The sequence below is a fragment of the Bordetella tumulicola genome, from assembly GCF_054779135.1.
This window is the reverse complement of the sequence record NZ_BAAGYU010000019.1, coordinates 17719-35759: the sequence shown is the minus strand read 5'-3', so window position 1 is coordinate 35759 and position 18041 is coordinate 17719. Positions and strand designations below refer to the sequence as shown.

The 18041-nt window shown below is 61.1% G+C and carries 17 protein-coding genes; 7 read left to right on the top strand and 10 right to left on the bottom strand.

The window, feature by feature from the left end; genetic code table 11:
* Positions 1 to 16: 16 nt before the first annotated feature.
* The gene (locus ACYVDM_RS26220) at positions 17 to 886 is read right to left on the bottom strand and encodes a prepilin peptidase (RefSeq protein ID WP_415792265.1); all 870 of its coding nucleotides are present in this window, start codon (positions 884 to 886) and stop codon (positions 17 to 19) included.
* Between the two features lie 248 nt (positions 887 to 1134).
* Between ACYVDM_RS26220 and ACYVDM_RS26215 the strand changes: the two genes are divergently transcribed.
* On the top strand, positions 1135 to 1872 hold the full coding sequence (locus ACYVDM_RS26215; protein WP_415792266.1) for a copper resistance protein NlpE N-terminal domain-containing protein: 738 nt from the start codon (positions 1135 to 1137) through the stop codon (positions 1870 to 1872).
* Positions 1873 to 1921: 49 nt separating this feature from the next.
* Positions 1922 to 3937: a PIG-L family deacetylase gene (locus ACYVDM_RS26210; protein ID WP_415792267.1), complete on the top strand. Its 2016-nt coding sequence runs from the start codon at positions 1922 to 1924 to the stop codon at positions 3935 to 3937.
* On the opposite strand, the gene ACYVDM_RS26205 is transcribed toward ACYVDM_RS26210, so the two are convergent.
* The 4 genes from ACYVDM_RS26205 to ACYVDM_RS26190 form a co-directional block, all read right to left on the bottom strand.
* Positions 3910 to 4149: a LuxR C-terminal-related transcriptional regulator gene (locus ACYVDM_RS26205; RefSeq protein WP_415792268.1), complete on the bottom strand. Its 240-nt coding sequence runs from the start codon at positions 4147 to 4149 to the stop codon at positions 3910 to 3912. The two genes, ACYVDM_RS26210 and ACYVDM_RS26205, sit on opposite strands and share 28 nt — an antisense overlap.
* Positions 4150 to 4285: 136 nt before the next feature.
* Complete coding sequence (gene panC, locus ACYVDM_RS26200; protein WP_415792269.1) at positions 4286 to 5128, bottom strand: pantoate--beta-alanine ligase; 843 nt, start codon at positions 5126 to 5128, stop codon at positions 4286 to 4288.
* Positions 5129 to 5161: 33 nt separating this feature from the next.
* Complete coding sequence (locus ACYVDM_RS26195; RefSeq protein ID WP_415792270.1) at positions 5162 to 6049, bottom strand: segregation and condensation protein A; 888 nt, start codon at positions 6047 to 6049, stop codon at positions 5162 to 5164.
* Positions 6050 to 6082: 33 nt separating this feature from the next.
* The gene (locus ACYVDM_RS26190) at positions 6083 to 6271 is read right to left on the bottom strand and encodes a DUF3460 family protein (RefSeq protein ID WP_415792271.1); all 189 of its coding nucleotides are present in this window, start codon (positions 6269 to 6271) and stop codon (positions 6083 to 6085) included.
* Between the two features lie 166 nt (positions 6272 to 6437).
* Here ACYVDM_RS26190 and ACYVDM_RS26185 point away from each other — a divergent pair, with 166 nt between their 5' ends.
* Positions 6438 to 7802, top strand: coding sequence for a DHA2 family efflux MFS transporter permease subunit (locus ACYVDM_RS26185; protein WP_415792272.1), 1365 nt, complete (start codon positions 6438 to 6440; stop codon positions 7800 to 7802).
* A 34-nt stretch (positions 7803 to 7836) separates the two neighbouring features.
* Positions 7837 to 9381: a glycerol kinase GlpK gene (gene glpK, locus ACYVDM_RS26180; RefSeq protein ID WP_415792308.1), complete on the top strand. Its 1545-nt coding sequence runs from the start codon at positions 7837 to 7839 to the stop codon at positions 9379 to 9381.
* A 63-nt stretch (positions 9382 to 9444) separates the two neighbouring features.
* Here the strand turns inward: glpK and ACYVDM_RS26175 are convergent, their stop codons facing one another.
* Positions 9445 to 10470 (bottom strand): Bug family tripartite tricarboxylate transporter substrate binding protein, encoded by a 1026-nt coding sequence (locus ACYVDM_RS26175; RefSeq protein ID WP_415792273.1) that lies wholly within the window; start codon positions 10468 to 10470, stop codon positions 9445 to 9447.
* A 194-nt stretch (positions 10471 to 10664) separates the two neighbouring features.
* Here ACYVDM_RS26175 and ACYVDM_RS26170 point away from each other — a divergent pair, with 194 nt between their 5' ends.
* Complete coding sequence (locus tag ACYVDM_RS26170) at positions 10665 to 11810, top strand: glycosyltransferase family 4 protein (protein WP_415792274.1); 1146 nt, start codon at positions 10665 to 10667, stop codon at positions 11808 to 11810.
* Positions 11811 to 11817: 7 nt separating this feature from the next.
* Here ACYVDM_RS26170 and ACYVDM_RS26165 read toward each other — a convergent pair whose 3' ends face one another.
* From ACYVDM_RS26165 to ACYVDM_RS26150, 4 genes are all read right to left on the bottom strand, one after another.
* Positions 11818 to 12558: an amino acid ABC transporter ATP-binding protein gene (locus tag ACYVDM_RS26165; RefSeq protein ID WP_415792275.1), complete on the bottom strand. Its 741-nt coding sequence runs from the start codon at positions 12556 to 12558 to the stop codon at positions 11818 to 11820.
* Between the two features lie 60 nt (positions 12559 to 12618).
* On the bottom strand, positions 12619 to 13719 hold the full coding sequence (locus ACYVDM_RS26160) for an amino acid ABC transporter permease (RefSeq protein WP_415792276.1): 1101 nt from the start codon (positions 13717 to 13719) through the stop codon (positions 12619 to 12621).
* A gap of 1 nt (position 13720) precedes the next feature.
* Entirely contained in the window at positions 13721 to 14911 is a 1191-nt protein-coding gene (locus tag ACYVDM_RS26155; RefSeq protein WP_415792277.1) for an amino acid ABC transporter permease, read from the bottom strand.
* Positions 14912 to 15035: 124 nt separating this feature from the next.
* Positions 15036 to 16052 (bottom strand): amino acid ABC transporter substrate-binding protein, encoded by a 1017-nt coding sequence (locus ACYVDM_RS26150; RefSeq protein WP_415792278.1) that lies wholly within the window; start codon positions 16050 to 16052, stop codon positions 15036 to 15038.
* 212 nt (positions 16053 to 16264) lie between these two features.
* On the opposite strand from ACYVDM_RS26150, the gene ACYVDM_RS26145 reads away from it, so the two are divergent.
* Both ACYVDM_RS26145 and ACYVDM_RS26140 read left to right on the top strand, forming a co-directional pair.
* Entirely contained in the window at positions 16265 to 16933 is a 669-nt protein-coding gene (locus tag ACYVDM_RS26145) for a cell division ATP-binding protein FtsE (protein WP_415792279.1), read from the top strand.
* Positions 16930 to 17838: a cell division protein FtsX gene (locus tag ACYVDM_RS26140; RefSeq protein ID WP_415792280.1), complete on the top strand. Its 909-nt coding sequence runs from the start codon at positions 16930 to 16932 to the stop codon at positions 17836 to 17838. The genes ACYVDM_RS26145 and ACYVDM_RS26140 overlap by 4 nt, the downstream gene beginning before the upstream one ends.
* Positions 17839 to 18041: the final 203 nt, after the last annotated feature.

Sequence of the window (18041 nt, the reverse complement as noted above, 5' to 3'; positions counted from 1 at the left end):
TTTCGCAGCAATGCCCTCAAAACCATGCTGCACGCCCCGCCACGGCGAACAGCGTTACCAGGCCGGCCAGTGCCAGATAGGGTCCGAAGGGGAGTGCCTGACCGCGCTGCGCGTGCCCGCTAAAGCGCAAGCAGACCGCCGCGGCCACGCCGGCCAGCGACGCGACCAGCAGTAATCCTGGCAGCGCCGCCAAGCCAAACCACGCCCCCAGCGCGGCCAGCAATTTGAAATCGCCATACCCCATTCCCTCACGTCCCGTTAATAATCGAAACATGTGGAATAACAACCATAAAAAGAAATAGCCGACTGCAGCCCCCAGCACCGCGAGCGGCAGCGGTGTCAGCGCACCGCTCAAGTTGACCAGCAATCCCGTCCAGACCAGCGGCAAGGTAATGACATCGGGCAGCAAGCTCGTCTGCAGATCGATCCACGACAACGCCACCAGCGCCGCACAGAATCCCATGGCACAGAGTGCGATCGGGGTCGGCCCAAAACGCCAGGCACACAGGGCGAACAAGACCGCCGTCAGAATTTCAGTGACTGGGTAGCGCCAACCGATCCGCCCACGGCAGACCGCACAGCGCCCGCGCGACAGCGCCCAGCCCAGGAGTGGCACGCGTCGCCAATCGCGTATTGGCGCTGCACAAGCCGGGCAGTGCCAGCCTGGTCGCCACAACGTGTAGGCCGACGTCGATGTCAGCGTCTCATGGTGGGCCGAGTCGCCCTGCTGTCCCTGCTGATAGGCTTGGACCTGTTGCTGCCAGTCGTGCTCCATCATGCGCGGTAGGCGATGTCCCACGACGGTGAGCCAACTTCCCACCAGCAGGCCCAATGCCGCGGCCAGGGCAATGGCCCACACGGGATCAACAGCAAAGAGGTGCCACATAAGCATTCGTACAGGGCGGGAAAGCCCACAGGGAAACGCCGCATTATTCCGGCATGCGCGAAATAGTTCAAACCACCCATGGCAATTTAACGGATCGGGCGGTTTTCGCTTGATCCTGCAAAGACGATCCTTCACCTCTGCCGTCCAGCGTTTATCCGCTCACGCCAAGGATCAGACTACTGGTATCGGAGGCGGGCATAAATGCGTAGAATTCCGCACATACTCACTATTTACTGCTGCGCTCAGCCATGTCCACCTCTGTGCTTATCCAGTCTCGCCGTCGCCCTCTATCCTTGATCGTGCTCGCCTTGGCTGGTGCCGTGCTGATCACCGGCTGTGCAAAGCAGCGCACTGAGGGTTACTACAACCCGCCTCGGGCCAGCTCCTCGAGCGACGCGTGGAATCAGGCCCAGGGATCGGATTACCTGCCGTTGGTACAGGCCCCTTCGCAATTGCAGATCGAACTGAAAGCCCCGCCCCCTGGCCAGGCTCGCAAATCCGCTCCCACCGCCGAACAAGCCGCACAGAAGCAAGCGGTGGCCGACGCACGCGCCGAAGCCTCGGCCGAAGCCGCGGGCAGCACCTCTGCCGCGGCCCATGCCCTGGTGCCGCAGGCCCAGACGTACACGGGCACCCTGCCCTGCATGACGCCGTCGGCACAGTGCGCCGCCCAGCGCATCACCCTGACCCTGGCGCCGAATGGCCGCTGGCGCAGCCGATCGGCGAATATCGATAGCGCTGGCACGCAGGGCACGCCCTTTGCCCAGCAAGGCTGCTGGGATGCCACGGCAGAACGCCCGCCACGCGTGCTGCTGGCGGATGCGGCTGGCAATCAACGCATCGAACTGATCGTCTCGGCGAATAACGTCCTGCGTGTCGGCTCGGTCCTGGGTGTCACGCCCAATCTGAACTACAGCCTGAAGCGCCAGCCCGATCTCGACCCCATCGACGAGCTCTCAAAAGAAGCCGCCCCCAAGTGCGTCTGATGCGCGCCTGAATCTACACACCGCGTTATCTCGCTAGCGCTCAGTCGTCATGCGCCGCTATTCGGCTAGTGTGCCTCGCACGATTCGCCTCGCGCTCGCCTATTTCATTGGGCTGATGTTTGCCGCCACGGCCTTGGGAGCGCCGACGCTCGTCGTGCCGCCCCCGCCATCGCTGATCGAGTGCCAAGGCGTCAAGGACCTGACGTTTGTCGCGCACCTGGACGACGATTTGTTGTTCATGAACCCTGATATCGCCTCGAATATCCAGGCAGGGGCCTGCGTACAGGTGGTGTACCTGACGGCCAGTGACGCCGGCGAGGGCGAAGGCTATATGCTCGGACGCGAACGCGGGGTAAGGGCCGCTTACGCGTACATGGCCAAACAGCCTGATTTATGGAAAGAAGACATGGTGCAGGTGGGCACCTACCATATCGCCCGCTTTACCCTGCAAGGCAATCCGCATGTACAACTGTGGCACATGCGCCTGAAAGACCCTTGGCTGGGAAAAGGCTGGGGCAGCCTGACACCACTGAGCCAGGCAGAGTCCGTGCCCGGCATGAGCGTCGAGACCTTGGGGCCCTATCGCGACGTCTACACGCGCGATGACCTGGTGCAGACACTAGCCAACATCATCAATGGCTATAACCCAACCACCGTACGCCATCTGGACGATACGATTGCCGTTCCGTATACCAAGCTCTGCTGGCGCTGCGCGGGTCACGGACACCCTGACCACATTGCCAGCGCGCGATTGGTACGCGAGGCCATTGCGCAAGCTCCCGGCAACTATGCCGAGACAGGTTATATCGACTATCCCAGCCAGGAGCACGAGGCCAATCTGGCCGAAACCGAAATCGCCCACAAATCGGAAATCTTTCGGCAATACGCCTGGAACGACTATCACTATTGCGCCGGACCACAAGGTTGCCAGGAGCCGGCCGGTCCCGCTGCGGCATGGGTGCGCCGCTCGTACTATGTCTCTCGCCAGGATGTAGCGCCGGAGCTCTTTGCGGACCCTCAGGGCGGCCTGATGGTCTTCGCCGCCGGCGAAAACAACGACGCCGTCAATATGTGGGACGGCCGCAACCGTCAATGGAGCACGCTGGGCGGCCGCACGGCGGGCCCGCTCGTGTCCTTTGTCTATCCGGACGCCACGGTAGGGCTCTTTGCCCGCGATACGCTAGGCGGGCTGTGGGTCAACAAACAAAAACCTGACGGGACGTGGAAAGGCTGGCAGGCCATGGCGGGCCTGCGCGTCACGCGTCCCCCGGCGGTGGCCCCCCACGGCGATGCCGCCGCAATCGCCATGGGCAACGACGGCCGCTATTATTGGACCGCGCTGACCGGGCTGGACAGTGGCTGGTCCACCTGGCAAGCCCTGCCCCCTTTGCCCCACGCGCGCGGCAATGCGGCCATTGCCAAGACGAGCGATAATAGTTTCATCGCCTTTGCCGCCGACCAGTCGGGCCACGTGTTTGTCAGCACGCAGCATGGCCCACCCACGGCATTCGCCTGGAGCCCGTGGCAACGCATGTCGATTCCTCTCAGTGAGGGCGGATTGGCCGCGATTCGCAACGGCAACGGGCTTATCGAACTGTACTTGCGCAACCAGAACAATCGACACCTGACACGCATCGTCCAGCGCATCCCGCCAACGGCGGAATCGGTCATCGGACAGCCTCTACAGTGGATGGCCGCCACCGACCTGGGCATCGAGTATGTGGGCAAGCCTGCGATAGGTCTGGACCAGAACGGTGAGGTCGTGGCATCGGTACTTGAGCGTCCGGGCGGACCGCTGTGGCTGGTCGAGAATGGGCAAGCCACACAACTGGAGTCCCAGGCGGCATCGTTGCCGGCCATGCGCCTATTGCACGGCACACTGTATGTGGTGGCCCGCAGCGCCGGCCATCTGCAGACCTATCAGGTCATGGCACGCAACCATGAGGGGATCTGGGCAACGGCCTCGGCCATTGGGGCACTGCCCGACGCCGGAGGCGGGCCTTTTATCGGCATGACCGCTACGGCGGTCATCAATAGCTATGAGGGCAAGCGACAACTGCCGTGACGACACAGGCAGCACGCCAGCTCGACGGTGTTGCGCACGCCTAATTTGCGCAGGATACGCGCGCGGTGCGCCTCGGCCGTACGTAATGAAATGCCCAGCTCGATGGCCACCACCTTGTTAGGTTGACCCGTCGCCAGATACGGCACCACCTCGCATTCGCGAGGCGTCAATAGACGCGCAACGGCGCCAGGCAGCGCGGGGAAATCCGACATTCATTTCTCTCTTGCATCGTAATATTGCAAGAGAGTTTGCCAGCGTCGCGGGTCGCCTGACAGCTGTCAATCCTGACAGGGTCACGTTGTCATGCAACCGGTCGCGAGGCGACCCGTCCGATGCCTAGCGCGCCAGTCAGAGCTCCAGATTGTCGATCAAGCGCGTCGCGCCCAGCTTGGCCGCGGCCAGCACCACCAGGGGTTCGCCCGCGGCGATCTCGGCGGCCTCGGGGCGCAGCAGATCGCGCTGGCGGCGCACCGCCAGATAGTCGACCTGCCAACCGCGCGCATCAAGCGCCTGGGTGGCGTCACCCTCGATGGTCGCCAAGTCCTGCTCGCCGGCGGCCACACGCTGCTTGATGGACTGCAACGCCGCGTAAAGCGCTGGCGCCTCGGCACGGTCTTCGGGAGACAAAAAGCGATTACGCGATGACAACGCCAGACCGTCCTCGGCCCGTACCGTTTCGTGCGCCAGGATATCGACGGGCAGTTGAAATTGCCGGCACATCTGACGCACAACCATGAGTTGTTGATAATCCTTTTTGCCAAACACCGCCACGCGCGGCTGTACGCACGACAACAGCTTTAACACGACGGTACTGACACCGCCAAAAAAGCCTGGGCGGAATTCACCCTCGAGGATGTCACCCAAATCGTCGGGGGGCTGCACGCGATAGCTTTGCGGTTCGGGATACATCTCGCGCTCGTCCGGCGCAAACAGCACGTATACATCGCGCTCACGCTCGAGCTTGGCGATGTCGTCCGGCAGGGTGCGCGGATAACGGTTGAAATCCTCGTTCGGGCCGAACTGTAGGCGATTCACAAAAATGCTGGCAACGACCGGATCGCCATGCTGGCGAGCCATTTTCATCAAGGACAAATGCCCTTCGTGCAAATTGCCCATCGTGGGCACAAACGACACGCGGTTCTGACCACGCAACTGATCACGCAGTTCTTCAATCGTGTGAACGACTTTCAAAGAGGATCTCCGAAAACAAGAGAGGCCGCGCGCTCAGGCTGCAGCAGCAACACTGGTATAAGCCAAGCGCACGTAAATGGGGGCGTAGGGCTCGGCCTGGGTGATTTCCAGGAGCGACTCGCGGGCGAGTTCGAGCATGGCGATGAAATGCACCACCACGACCGCCACGGGTGCGCCCTCGAGGATGCGCTCCATGAACAGCTCGCCGAACTCCATGAATCGCACATCGTTCAGACGTCGCAGAATGTGCGTCATGTGATCGCGAACGGAAAGCTGCTCGCGAGTGATGTGGTGGTGCTGGTTGAGCTTGGCGCGCTTGAGAATATCGGCCCATGCGGCACGCAAGTCGTCGACGCTGACATCGGGCTCCATGCGCTCAAAACTGATATCCGCGACGGCCTGGGCGCGGCTGAAATCGCGGCCCAGTTGCGGCAACGCGTCGAGCTTTTGTGCAGCAAGCTTCATTTGCTCGTACTCGAGCAGGCGGCGCACCAGTTCGGCACGCGGGTCTTCGGCTTCTTCGCCCGTGTCGGATTTCTTGACCGGCAGCAGCATGCGCGACTTGATCTCGATCAGCATGGCTGCCATCAACAGATACTCGGCGGCCAGCTCGAGGTTGTGCAGCCGAATCTGATCGACGTACGACAAGTACTGACGCGTGACATCCGCCATTGGGATATCGAGCACGTTGAAGTTTTGCTTGCGGATCAGATACAGCAGCAGATCGAGCGGCCCCTCGAACGTCTCGAGAAAAATCTCCAGCGCATCGGGCGGGATATACAGATCGGTCGGCAGCTGAAACAGCGGCTCGCCATACAGGCGCGCGAACGCCACGCTATCGACGACGTCGGGCGTGCTGTCTATCTGGGGTTCCACCAGAGCAGCCATGGCGTCGCCGGAAACGGGTGGTTTCGAAGGCATATGGGTGCGTGACGTGTCGCGGTCGACTGACGATCAGTCGGCCTGGTACACGTAGGGCTTTTGCGGCACGCGGGCAGCACGGAAACCTTCGAGGAGTTCGGGGTTTTGCGGTTGGTCCCAGAGGCGGGCACGCCCCTCAAGCTGACGTTCCTCGGTATCGGGATGCGACGCCTTGTAGGCCTTGAGGAAGCGGGTGATTTCAGATTCGTAGTTCTTGGCCATGACATTAGGGTCAACAGGTTGCGGATACGGCAAGTTTACTTCAGCCCGGCACATCCCCGGGCGTTACAATCAGGAGGCCCCTCCGCCCTCTGTCGACATGCCGCCCGAATCCACTAGTACCACCTCGCCTCCCTCCTCTGCGCCGGACACTGCCCGCGCAGCCCGAATGATCCCCTTCATCGTGGGATGCGCACTGTTTATGCAGATGCTCGACTCCACGGTCGTCGCCACGGCATTGCCCGCCATGGCGCAGGCGCTGAACTCGACACCCGTGCGGCTGAATGTGGCGATCACGTCCTATTTGCTGGCGGTGGCGGTTTTTGTGCCAATCAGCGGCTGGGCGGCCGACCGGTACGGCGCGCGACGCGTCTTCATGGCAGCCATTGCACTGTTCACCCTCAGTTCCATCGCCTGTGCCGCGGCAGCAACCGTTACGCACCTCGTGTTGGCACGCATTGCGCAGGGCATGGCCGGCGCCATGATGGTGCCGGTGGGCCGCATCATTTTGCTACGCGTGGTACCTAAACAAGACCTGCTCAAGGCCATGTCGTTTCTGTCCATTCCCGCTCTGCTGGGGCCGGTCATCGGCCCGCCAGTCGGGGGGTTCATGGTCACCTACATGTCCTGGCACTGGATTTTCCTGATCAATATCCCTATCGGGGTCATCGGCATTTGGCTGGTGACTCGCTACGTCCCCGAAATCCGCGAGGCCTCGACGCCCCGATTGGACTGGCCGGGCTTTATCTTGAGCGCCGTGTGTCTGGCCACCCTGGTCAGCGCGTTTGAGGCGCTGGGGCACAGCCTGGTCTCGCCACCGGTCGTGATCGGCCTGGCTGTCGTGGGATTGCTGTGCGGCGCACTCTATGTGTGGCATGCCAAGCGTGCCGAGCACCCCATCCTGGATCTGACGCTGATGCGCGAGCCCACGTTCGCGATTTCGGTGCTGGGCGGCAACCTCTGCCGTTTCGCGGTAGGCGCCATGCCGTTCCTGCTGGCGCTGCAGCTACAGGTAGCCTTCAATATGACGCCGTTTGCCGCCGGCCTGATTACCTTTGCGAGCGCCGCCGGAGCGCTGCTGATGAAATTCGTCGCCACGCCCATCGTGCAGCATTTTGGCTTTCGGCGCGTCCTGACCGTCAACGCCCTCCTGACCGGCGCGTTCATTGTCGCTTGCGTGGCCTTTACACCCGCCACGCCGGCGTGGGTGATGATCGCCATTTTGCTGGCCGGCGGTTTTTTTCGCTCGCTGCAATTTACCGCCGTCAACACGTTGACCTTTGCCGATATGACCCCCGAACGCATGAGCCGCGCCAGCAGTTTCTCGGCCATGGCCCAGCAACTGGGTATCAGCCTGGGGGTCGGCGTGGCGGCGGTGACGATCAATCTGAGCATGGCCGCACGCGATGCCGCACGTATCGCCAGCAGCGATATCATGATCGCCTTTACCGTCATTGGCCTGCTTTGCGCGGCCTCGACGTTTTCTTTTCGGCGACTGCCACCGGCCGCCGGCGCCCAGTTGCAGCAGTCGTAGCCGCACGCCAACCCGCTTACGCCGAGGTCCAATCATTATGAAAAACGCGTTCATTCTGGCCCTGGACCAGGGCACCACCAGTTCACGCGCCATTGTGTTCGATCGCCAGGGCATGGCACGTGGCGTCGGGCAACGGGAGTTTCAGCAGCACTATCCGCAGCCCGGCTGGGTCGAACATGACGCCAACGATATCTGGCAAAGCCAGCTGGAGGTCGCTCGCATCGCGCTGCGCAATGCCGGCGCCACGGCGGCCGACATCGCTGCGATCGGCATCACGAACCAGCGCGAAACTACCGTCATCTGGGATCGCGCCACGGGACGCCCCCTGGCCCGTGCGCTTGTCTGGCAAGATCGCCGCACCGCACCGTTCTGCGACGAATTGCGGGCGCAGGGCCACGACCGCCTGTTGCAAGCGCGCACGGGGCTGGTGCTGGATGCGTATTTCTCCGGCACCAAATTGGCCTGGCTGTTGGACAACGTCCCGGGCGCACGCGCGGCCGCGGAACGCGGCGAGCTGGCGTTTGGCACCATAGACACTTGGTTGGTCTGGCACCTGACGGGTGGCGCCGTACACAGCACCGACCCCAGCAATGCGTCGCGCACACTGCTGTTCGACATCCACACCCAGGACTGGAGCGACGAGATCCTGGCGCTGCTCAACATCCCGCGCAGCGTCCTGCCCTCGGTGGCGCCCAGCAGCGCCGAGATCGGCCGTACCCTACCCGAGTGGTTTGGCGGGCCGATCCCCATTGCGGGCGTTGCGGGCGATCAGCAGGCCGCTACCTTTGGCCAGGCCTGCTTCGAGCCCGGCATGGCCAAGAACACCTATGGCACGGGCTGCTTCATGCTCATGAACGTCGGCAACCAGCCCGTGGCATCGCATAACAACCTGTTATCCACCATCGGCTGGAGCCTGCCATCGACCGGGGCGCGCACCGGTCAACCCATCGCAGCCGGGCAGCCCACCTACATGCTGGAAGGCGGTGTCTTCATGGCGGGCGCCGCAGTGCAGTGGCTCCGTGACGGGCTAGGCATTATTCAGCGCTCCGACCAAGTCGAGGCGCTGGCGGCGAGCGTACCGGATACCGAAGATATCTTTCTGGTGCCTGCCTTTGCCGGCCTGGGGGCTCCCGACTGGGATCCCTACGCACGCGGTACGCTCGTCGGGCTCACGCGCGGCACGACACGCGCCCACATCGCGCGCGCCACACTGGAGGCCATTGCCCTGCAAAGCGCCGAACTGATGACCTGCATGAAAGCCGACAGCGGTATCGAACTGTCAGAGCTGCGCGTCGATGGCGGCGCGGCACGCAATGATCTGCTGATGCAAATGCAGGCGGACTTGCTAGGGGTGGCAGTCGTGCGTCCGCGTGTATCGGAATCCACGGCCCGCGGGGCCGCAGGACTGGCGGGATTGGCCGTCGGCTTTTGGTCCGGACAGGATGAGTTCGCCAGCCAATGGGCAGCCGAACGCCGCTTTGAACCCCAATGGAGTACCGATCAACGTACGGCAAGGTTGGCGCGATGGCGCCAGGCGGTAGAGCACGCCAAAGGCTGGGCACAACCGGACGACGCCTGAATCGACGGGCCCGCTGCGCCGGCCTCGTTCAGCGGCTGAGGTCGCCCCAGCCGCTGAACGTGTTTAGTTCAGGCTGGCGCCCGATAGTTTGACGATTTCCTGGTACTTCTCTTTTTCTTTTTTCGCGAATTCGGCGAAGGCTTCGGCCGTCATCGGCTCGGCTTCGGAGCCCATGGCCAACAGGCGTTTACGGACCTCCGGATCGCGCAACGCATCGCTGTAGGCCTTGTTCAGCTTGGCCACCACCTCTGGCGGGGTACCGCCCGTGGTGATGATGCCGAACCAGGTCCCCAGGTCAAAGCCCTTGACCCCGGACTCGTCCATGGTAGGGACGTCGGGCAACAGGGACGAACGCTCCAGCGTGGTCACGGCGATGGCTTTGACTTTGCCGTCCTTGATCATGGGCGCGGAGGCAGCCAGGTTGTCGAACATGAAATCGGACTGCCCGCCAAGCAGGGCCAGTTGTGCGGGGGATGCCCCCTGGTAAGGAACATGCACAGCCTGGATGCTGGCGCGGGCCTTGAGGAGTTCGCCTGCCAAGTGGCCTGCGCTGCCGTTGCCACCCGAACCGTAATTCAGGCGATCCGGGTTTTTCTTGGCGTAGGCGATCAGGTCGGCCAGCGAGTTGATATTGTTGGTCTTGGCGAAGTCGACGTTCATCACCAACACGTTGGGCACGGAGGCGACGAGGGTGACAGGCGCGAAGTCCTTGACCGGATCGAAGGGCAGATTCGAGAATAGCCAGGGATTGATGGCCTGCGTCGCGACAGCTCCCATACCCAGGGTATAACCGTCGGGCTCGGCCTTGGCCACCAGATCAGCGCCGATGTTGCCACCGGCGCCGGCACGATTTTCGACAATGATGGGCTGACCCAGCGAGACGCGGACTTTCTCGGCCAGGAAACGGGCGGTCGTGTCCAGCGGGCCGCCTGGAGGATACGGTACGATAAAGCGCAGAGGCTTGTTGGGGAAATCAATACTTTGTGCGACAGCCGGCCCCACACAAGACCAGGCCGCGGCCAGAGCCACGACGCCGCGTACCAAGGCGCGACGGGTAGAGGAAACAGAGAGATAGTGCGGGTTACGCATTTGTTTTGGTCTCCAGTATGGACTTGCGTGCGGCCGCTAGCATACCCCAGCCCCGTTTGCGTGATAGGACAGGCTGTTTATCCGGGCATCGTTGCAGGCGGCACAGCATAACAAAGATGCTTATTTTTACATTATAAAATAATAATGACAGCGGATTGATAGGTAACGTTCGAGGTTTACGTTAGCTTCAATCAGTGAACATCCTCTACACCAACTTTCACGCGGGTCCGGACGCCGGTGGGCACACCATTTATGTATCGCGGCTGGCGGCTGGCTTATCAGGACAATGTCGCGTCACTGTGGCAGCCCCTGCCTCAAGCGCGCTGTACGCGCTGGCCGGACAGATTCCCGGCGTCGCGCGACACGCGCAGGACTACCCTTCGCGGATATACAAACTTGCTGCCGCCTTGCGCACAATGCGCGCCCTGTTGAAAGCAGGACGTTTCGATGTCGTGCACGTCAACGGATCAGCTGACCATCGATTGGTGATCATGGCAACGCGCTTCATGAAAAACAAGCCGCGTATCGTCTTCACCAAGCACAACAATATTCCTATCTCGCGCGTCAGCGCCACATTACGCGCCCGTTTTGGCACCGACCACGTTATCGCGGTATGCAAACACGTCGAACGGTCCGTGCAGAACAGCCCTTATGCCGCATGCGCCATCAGCACCGTCTTCAATGGCGTGGACACGACGTTCTTCAGCCCGACTAATGACACCGAGGCCGCCGCTGCTCGCCGCAACTTGTTGGGCGAACACATCGAAGGCCGTATCGTGCTGGGCAGCAATGCAGGCACCGCCTCTTACAAGGGCTGGCTCGACATCGTGCGCGCCGTCGCCCTGCTGCCCCCCGAAATCGCCGATCGCTTCCATATTGCACTGGCTGGCGAAGCATTCAGCAAGTCTCAGCAGGCCGAACTCGACGCGTCAGGCGTGAAAGACCGCGTCACCTATGCTGGCTCGCTCAAGGATGTCCGCGCTTTCATTGCCGCGATCGATGTGGGCTTCGTTTTGTCTACCCGGGTGGAGACGATCTCGTTTGCCTGCCGCGAGATGATGGCCATGGCAAAACCCGTAATCGTGACTGACTATGCCGGTTTGCCCGAGAACATTGACCGAGGCCGCGACGGCTGGGTAATCCCCCCGGCCCGGCCCGAAACGCTGGCTGAGTTGCTGCGCGACATCGCTCGTGGCACCTACGACTTGCGCGAAATGGGGCGGGCTGCCCGCCTTAAGAGCCTGGAATCGTTCGGCCTGCAGCGCTTTCTGGAAGGCACCGCTCACGTATATCGGACGGTAACCGGGCTGCCTATGGCAGCCCAGCCGTTGCAGCCCTAGCCGCCCTTTAGTGCAGGATCTGGCTCAGGAAGTGCTGCGTACGTTCGTTCTGAGGGTTATCAAAGAACTGATCCGGGCTGTTTTGCTCGATGATCTCGCCGCGATCCATAAAGATCACGCGATCAGCCACTTTGCGGGCAAACGCCATTTCATGGGTCACGCACAGCATGGTCATGCCGCTTTCCTGAGCCAGCGTCACCATCACGTCCAGCACCTCTTTCACCATTTCCGGATCCAGCGCGGAAGTCGGCTCATCAAACAGCATGATCTTGGGGCTCATGCACAAAGACCTCGCGATCGCCACGCGCTGTTGCTGGCCGCCGGAAAGCTGGCCGGGATATTTGTTGGCCTGCTCCGGAATGCGCACGCGCTCCAAGTACTTCATGGCGGCGGCTTCGGCCTCGGCGCGCGATTTCTTGAGCACCCAAGTGGGACCCAGGGTCAGGTTTTCCAGCACCGTCAGGTGCGGAAACAAATTGAAGTGCTGGAACACCATGCCCACATCGCGGCGAATGGTTTCGATCTGCTTCAGATCGTTGGTCAGTTCGGTGCCATCGACAATGATCTGCCCTTGCTGGTGTTCTTCCAGGCGGTTGATGCAGCGGATCATGGTCGATTTGCCCGACCCTGATGGACCGCACACCACAATGCGTTCGCCCGGAGCGACGTCCAGATTAATGTTGCGCAGTACGTGAAACTGACCGTACCACTTGTTCACGTCCTGCATGCGGATGATGGCATCGCTCATGCCTGTACTCCCAAAAAGTGCGCCTGCCCGAGCCGCTCATAGCGGGCTCGGGCCCGGCAACTATCGTTTCTGCCCGGCTGCCAGATGGCCTTCCAGCCGCTGACTGTATTTCGACATTGAAAAGCAGAACACGAAATAAATGAGTGAGATGAACACGTAGGCTTCGATCCCGAAACCGCGCCACGCGGCGTCCGACAACGCGGCCTTGGCCGCGAGCGTCAGATCGAAAATACCGATGATCACCACCAGCGAGGTGTCTTTGAAAAGTGCGATGAAGATGCTGACCAAAGGCGGGATCACGATGCGCAAGGACTGCGGCAGAATGATTTTGCGCATCTGCTGCCAGTAGTTCAGGCCCAGCGAATCCGCGCCCTCGTACTGTCCTTTGGGAATTGCCTGTAAACCACCCCGCACGGTCTCGGCGATGTAGGCCGCCGCAAACATGATGATGGCGATCTGCGCGCGCAACAGCTTGTCGATAGAGAAGCCGACCGGCAAAAACAGCGGCAGCATGACCGACGACATGAACAACAGACTGATGAGCGGCACGCCGCGAATCAACTCGATGTAGACGACACACAATGCCTTGATGGCGGGCATTTTTGATTTCCGGCCCAGGGCCAGCAACACCCCGATTGGAAAAGCAAAGGCAATCCCGAAGGTCGACAGAATCAGCGTCAGCGGCAGGCCGCCCCACAGCGAGTTTTCGACGTAGGTCATGCCAAACATGCCGCCCCACATCAGGATCGCGACGGACGTCAGGCCAACTACCCAGATCAACAACAGGCGCAGGTTCCAGAAGCGGCGCATGCCGCTGCACACGATGACCCCAATCAGAATGATCGTGGCAATCAGCGGACGCCATTGCTCATCATAGGGATATGTGCCAAACAGGATCAGGCGATGCTTCTCGACGATAAACGCCCAGCATGCGCCGGCCGCCTTGCGGCATTCCTGGGCCGTCGTCGACGTAAAGTCAGCCTGCAAAAAAGCCCAGTCGACGATAGCGGGAACGGCCATCAACAACACCCAGGCAACCAATACGGTGGCCAGGATGTGCACGGGTGACGAGAACAGGCTCGCTTTCAACCAATGCCACACACCGACTTCGCTACGTGGCGGCGGCAAACCTTCGCTGGGGATAGGCGTAGTCGTACTCATCTCAACGCTCCACCAGCGCAATGCGCTTGTTGTACCAGTTCATGAAAATCGAGATCGACAAGCTAACGGTCAGGTAGGCCGCCATGATGATCAGGATGCCCTCAATGGCCTGCCCGGTCTGGTTCATCATCGTGTTGACCACCGACACAATGTCGGGATAACCGATCGCAACCGCCAATGAACTGTTCTTGGTCAAGTTCAAGTATTGACTGGTCATGGGGGGAATGATCACGCGCAGCGCCTGAGGCAGGATCACCAGGCGCAGCACGCGGGCACGGCTCAAACCCAGGGAACCAGCGGCCTCCCATTGGCCCTGATTGACCGCCTGGATGCCCGAGCGCACGACCTCGGCAATAAAGGCCGCGGTGTAGATCACCAAGCCGGCCAGCAAAGCCGCGAACTCCGGAGACAGCGTCAGGCCGCCACTGAAGTTAAAGCCCTTCAGTTCGGGCATGCTCAATGCCAGTGACGCGCCGCTCACGAGCCAGCCCAGAATAGGAAGCGCGATGAACAGCCCTATTGCATAACGCCCCAAGGGGAAAATCTGGCCGGTGGCTTCCTGGCGCTTTTTGCCCCAATGCGCCAACACGATGATGCCGACAATCGCCAGCGCCACTCCCCCCAGGATCCAGTCCATGGAGTTGCCTTCCAGGGCGGGTATTTTCAGACCGCGATTGGAAACGAAGACCCCGGGCAGCGGGTTGTAGGCCTGACGCGGGCCGGGCATGTTTTCGGTAATGAGTGCGTACCAAAAAAACAGCTGCAACAGCAGCGGTACGTTACGCATCACCTCGACATAGAACGAGCAGACTTTGGCGACCAGCCAATTTTTGGACAGTCGCCCAACGCCGATCATGGTGCCGAGTATCGTCGCCAGGATAATACCCAGCACCGCGGCACGCAGCGTATTGACCAGGCCCACCCAAATGGCGCGGCCATAAGTATCGGCGGGCGAATAGGCAATGGAGGTCTCACCGATCGCAAAGCCGGCCTCGCGGTCGAGAAAACCAAAACCTGTAGAGATATTACGAACCTGCAAGTTATGCAGCGTGTTTGACACCAGGAACCACACGCCCAGGGCAACCAGGGCTAGCGCGACAACCTGATAGACCACGGCGCGCACGCCCGGGTCGTTCCAGCTGAGACGGCGCTTGGGCGCTGCCACTGGACTTTGTGGGTTGTTTGTCGTCATCAAAAGCTTCTACAGAAGTCAAAACAGGAATGGCCTGGTGAAATGTGGGCCACCTTACTCCTGCCGCCCGTCTCGCGCGGGCACAGGGCAAGACGGGCACACCCGCCTTGCCCGGCAGCGATGCTTAGCGCACCGGCCAACCGTACATCAGACCGCCGTCCTTGTACGACGCGTTCAAGCCGCGCTCAAGCTTCATCGGGCTGTCCTTGCCCAAAGTGGCTTCGAAGCTTTCGCCGTAGTTACCAACTTGCTTGATGATGGTGTAGGCCCACTTGTCGTCCACGCCCAGGTTCTTGCCCATGCCCGGCGTCACACCCAGAATGCGCTGGATGTTGGGGTTGGGGCTCTTGGTCATTTCGTCGACATTCTTGGACGTGATGCCATACTCTTCGGCTTCGAGCATCGCGTTCAGCGACCAGCGAACAATGTTGAACCATTGCTCATCGCCCTGGCGAACCATGGGGCCCAGCGGCTCTTTGGAGAAATCTTCCGGCAAGATGATGAAGTTGTCGGGATTTTCGAGCGTGGTGCGGCTCGAGGCCAATTGCGATTTGTCAGTCGTGAAAGCATCGCAACGACCTGCCGAGAAAGCACGGATGATTTCATCGTACTTATCGATCACGACAGGCTTGAATTCGATCTTTTGGCCGCGAAACCAGTCGGCCAGGTTGAGCTCGGTGGTGGTGCCGGGCTGAACGCACACGGTGGCGCCGTCCAGTTCTTTGGCGCTTTTAACGCCCAGCTCCTTGGATACCATGATGCCTTGGCTGTCGTAATAGTTGACGCCAGCGCCGATCAACCCCAGCGTGGTGTCACGCGTTAGCGTCTGGGTGGTATTACGGGTCAACACGTCGACTTCACCGGACTGCAGCGCCGTAAAGCGTTGCTGAGTGTTCAGCGGCGTGACTTTGAACTTGCTGGCATCATTGAACATGGTGGCTGCGATGGCGCGGCACATGTTGATGTCGATACCTTGCCATTGGCCCTTGCTGTCGGCCATCGAGAATCCGGGGATCCCCGTCGACACGCCACACTGGACAAAACCCTTCTTCTTGACGTTGTCGAACGTGGCGCCTGCATTGGCGGTCGCTGATGCAGCAAACAGTGCAGCAGCCACCGCGGCTAATTTCAGTGCTTTCATGTTATGGATCTCCTGTAAGGGAATGCCTGGGTGCGTCGTGGGCTCGGCAAATCAAGCATCGCCGGCATGGTAGCGGCTCGGGATATTCGGGGACATGGGGGAAATCCCTCGACAACTTAAGCAAAAAATAGGGACAGAAAAAATATGCAACGGAGCCCACAACCTCGCATAGTACGCGCGGTACTATTGCAGCTTCACCCTTTTTTGCCGCCATGATCGAATTCCAGCACGTTTTCAAATCGTACGGGCGCGGCCGCAATATTCTGGCCGACATCAACTTTCGCGTGACCGCCGGCGAATTCCTTTTTGTGTCGGGCGCTTCAGGCGCGGGCAAGTCCACGTTGCTCAAGCTGATCGGTGGGCTGGAGCCCGCCAGCCGCGGCTCCATCCAGGTCAATGGCCAGCGCCTGGACAAGCTTTCGGCACGTGCGCGCCCCTATCTGCGTCGCGCAGTGGGCGTGATCTTACAAGACACCCATCTGCTGTTTGATCGCAGCGCCTTGCAGAATGTCATGCTGCCATTGGCGGTCACCGGCCAAGCCCGCGCCTCGGCCAGTGCCCGCGCACGCGCCGCCCTGGACAAAGTCGGCCTGGCCGGTAAAGAAGACATGAACCCGATCGAGCTCTCCGGCGGGGAACAACAACGCCTGGCGATCGCGCGCGCGATCGTGAACCGCCCCGCGATTTTGATTGCGGATGAGCCCACCGCCAACCTGGATCACGAGACGGCACGGCGCATTTTGAATGTATTTCGCGACTTTAACCGGGTGGGCGTAACCACCCTGATCGCCTCTCATGATCAAGAGCTGATGGCCCAGTACGCCACACGCACCCTGCGATTGGAACCCGGCAAGTTCTTCGATACGGGAGCCCACGCATGAAATCCTGGCTGCGATTGCATCGCTATGCGCTCATGGTGACCCTGCGTCGCTTGGCGGCGCAACCCTTTTCGTCGCTGGCCAACCTGCTGGTCATGGCGTTGGCCCTGGCACTGCCGTTGCTCGGCGCGGCGATACTCGTGTCGGCACAACCGGTCGCTCGCCAGCTATCGGTCACCCCCGAGGTCACGGTATACCTGGCCACGACCGCCCCTGCAGGCACCGCTGACGCCATTGCACAGCGCATCCGTGATGATCACGCGGCACAGGTACAAGCCGTGCGCGTTGTCCCCCGCGATGAGGCCCTGGCACAGTTGCGCAATGACCCCACCTGGGATCAAGCGCTGGCGGTTTTACCCAACAATCCCTTGCCCGACGCGGTGGTCGCCACGCTGACCGAGGGCGAACATCTCGCGCAACGCGCGGGTCAACTCGCCGAAACCTGGCAAAAATGGGAGCACGTCGACCTGGTGCAACTCGACAGCGACTGGGTACAACGGCTGGAAGCCATCTTGCGCTTTGCCCGCGTGGGCCTGATATTCCTGGCCGCGTGCGTCGCGGCAGTCGTGCTGGCGGCAGTCTTCAATACTGTGCGCATGCAAGCCATGCTGCAGCGAGAGGAAATCGCCGTCGCGCGTCTGGTGGGCGCCACCGAGTCCTTCGTTCGTCGCCCGTTCTTGTATCTGGGCGCACTATCCGGCGTACTGGCTGCGTTGATTGCCATCGCCGCCGCGGCCGCTGCCCTGACGCCGCTGAACAATGCCCTGCTTGGGCTGGCCCGTAGCTATGGCGCGGATTTTTCCCTGCGCTTGCCAGGGCTGCCGATCCTGGCCGTTGCCATCGTGGGCACCGGCATCCTGGGTGCCTTGGCAGCTCGCTGGTCGGTCACGCGCAGCACGCGATTTTGACGGCTGGGCAACGGGAGCAACGGTCCAGATCGACTTGACGGGGATACCGTGCAACACGCACCGTATCCCCGAAATATTTTGGGGACGCATCAACTCGAATTTCCGGCGGCTCCGTGATTTCGTTCCTCCAACCGCGGATTGGCAGAGCGTATATTTTATTTTTTCTTACATAAAGAAAAAATAATTAACGCATTTTGACGCCC

Excerpts from the sequence above, each read along its gene's own strand:
- ACYVDM_RS26220 (WP_415792265.1), bottom strand. The coding sequence starts at position 886 with ATGTGGCACCTCTTTGCTGTTGATCCCGTGTGGGCCATTGCCCTGGCC.
- ACYVDM_RS26215 (WP_415792266.1), top strand. The coding sequence starts at position 1,135 with ATGTCCACCTCTGTGCTTATCCAGTCTCGCCGTCGCCCTCTATCCTTG.
- ACYVDM_RS26210 (WP_415792267.1), top strand. The coding sequence starts at position 1,922 with ATGCGCCGCTATTCGGCTAGTGTGCCTCGCACGATTCGCCTCGCGCTC.
- ACYVDM_RS26205 (WP_415792268.1), bottom strand. The coding sequence starts at position 4,149 with ATGTCGGATTTCCCCGCGCTGCCTGGCGCCGTTGCGCGTCTATTGACG.
- ACYVDM_RS26195 (WP_415792270.1), bottom strand. The coding sequence starts at position 6,049 with ATGCCTTCGAAACCACCCGTTTCCGGCGACGCCATGGCTGCTCTGGTG.
- ACYVDM_RS26190 (WP_415792271.1), bottom strand. The coding sequence starts at position 6,271 with ATGGCCAAGAACTACGAATCTGAAATCACCCGCTTCCTCAAGGCCTAC.
- ACYVDM_RS26185 (WP_415792272.1), top strand. The coding sequence starts at position 6,438 with ATGATCCCCTTCATCGTGGGATGCGCACTGTTTATGCAGATGCTCGAC.
- ACYVDM_RS26175 (WP_415792273.1), bottom strand. The coding sequence starts at position 10,470 with ATGCGTAACCCGCACTATCTCTCTGTTTCCTCTACCCGTCGCGCCTTG.
- ACYVDM_RS26165 (WP_415792275.1), bottom strand. The coding sequence starts at position 12,558 with ATGAGCGATGCCATCATCCGCATGCAGGACGTGAACAAGTGGTACGGT.
- ACYVDM_RS26160 (WP_415792276.1), bottom strand. The coding sequence starts at position 13,719 with ATGAGTACGACTACGCCTATCCCCAGCGAAGGTTTGCCGCCGCCACGT.
- ACYVDM_RS26155 (WP_415792277.1), bottom strand. The coding sequence starts at position 14,911 with ATGACGACAAACAACCCACAAAGTCCAGTGGCAGCGCCCAAGCGCCGT.
- ACYVDM_RS26150 (WP_415792278.1), bottom strand. The coding sequence starts at position 16,052 with ATGAAAGCACTGAAATTAGCCGCGGTGGCTGCTGCACTGTTTGCTGCA.
- ACYVDM_RS26145 (WP_415792279.1), top strand. The coding sequence starts at position 16,265 with ATGATCGAATTCCAGCACGTTTTCAAATCGTACGGGCGCGGCCGCAAT.
- ACYVDM_RS26140 (WP_415792280.1), top strand. The coding sequence starts at position 16,930 with ATGAAATCCTGGCTGCGATTGCATCGCTATGCGCTCATGGTGACCCTG.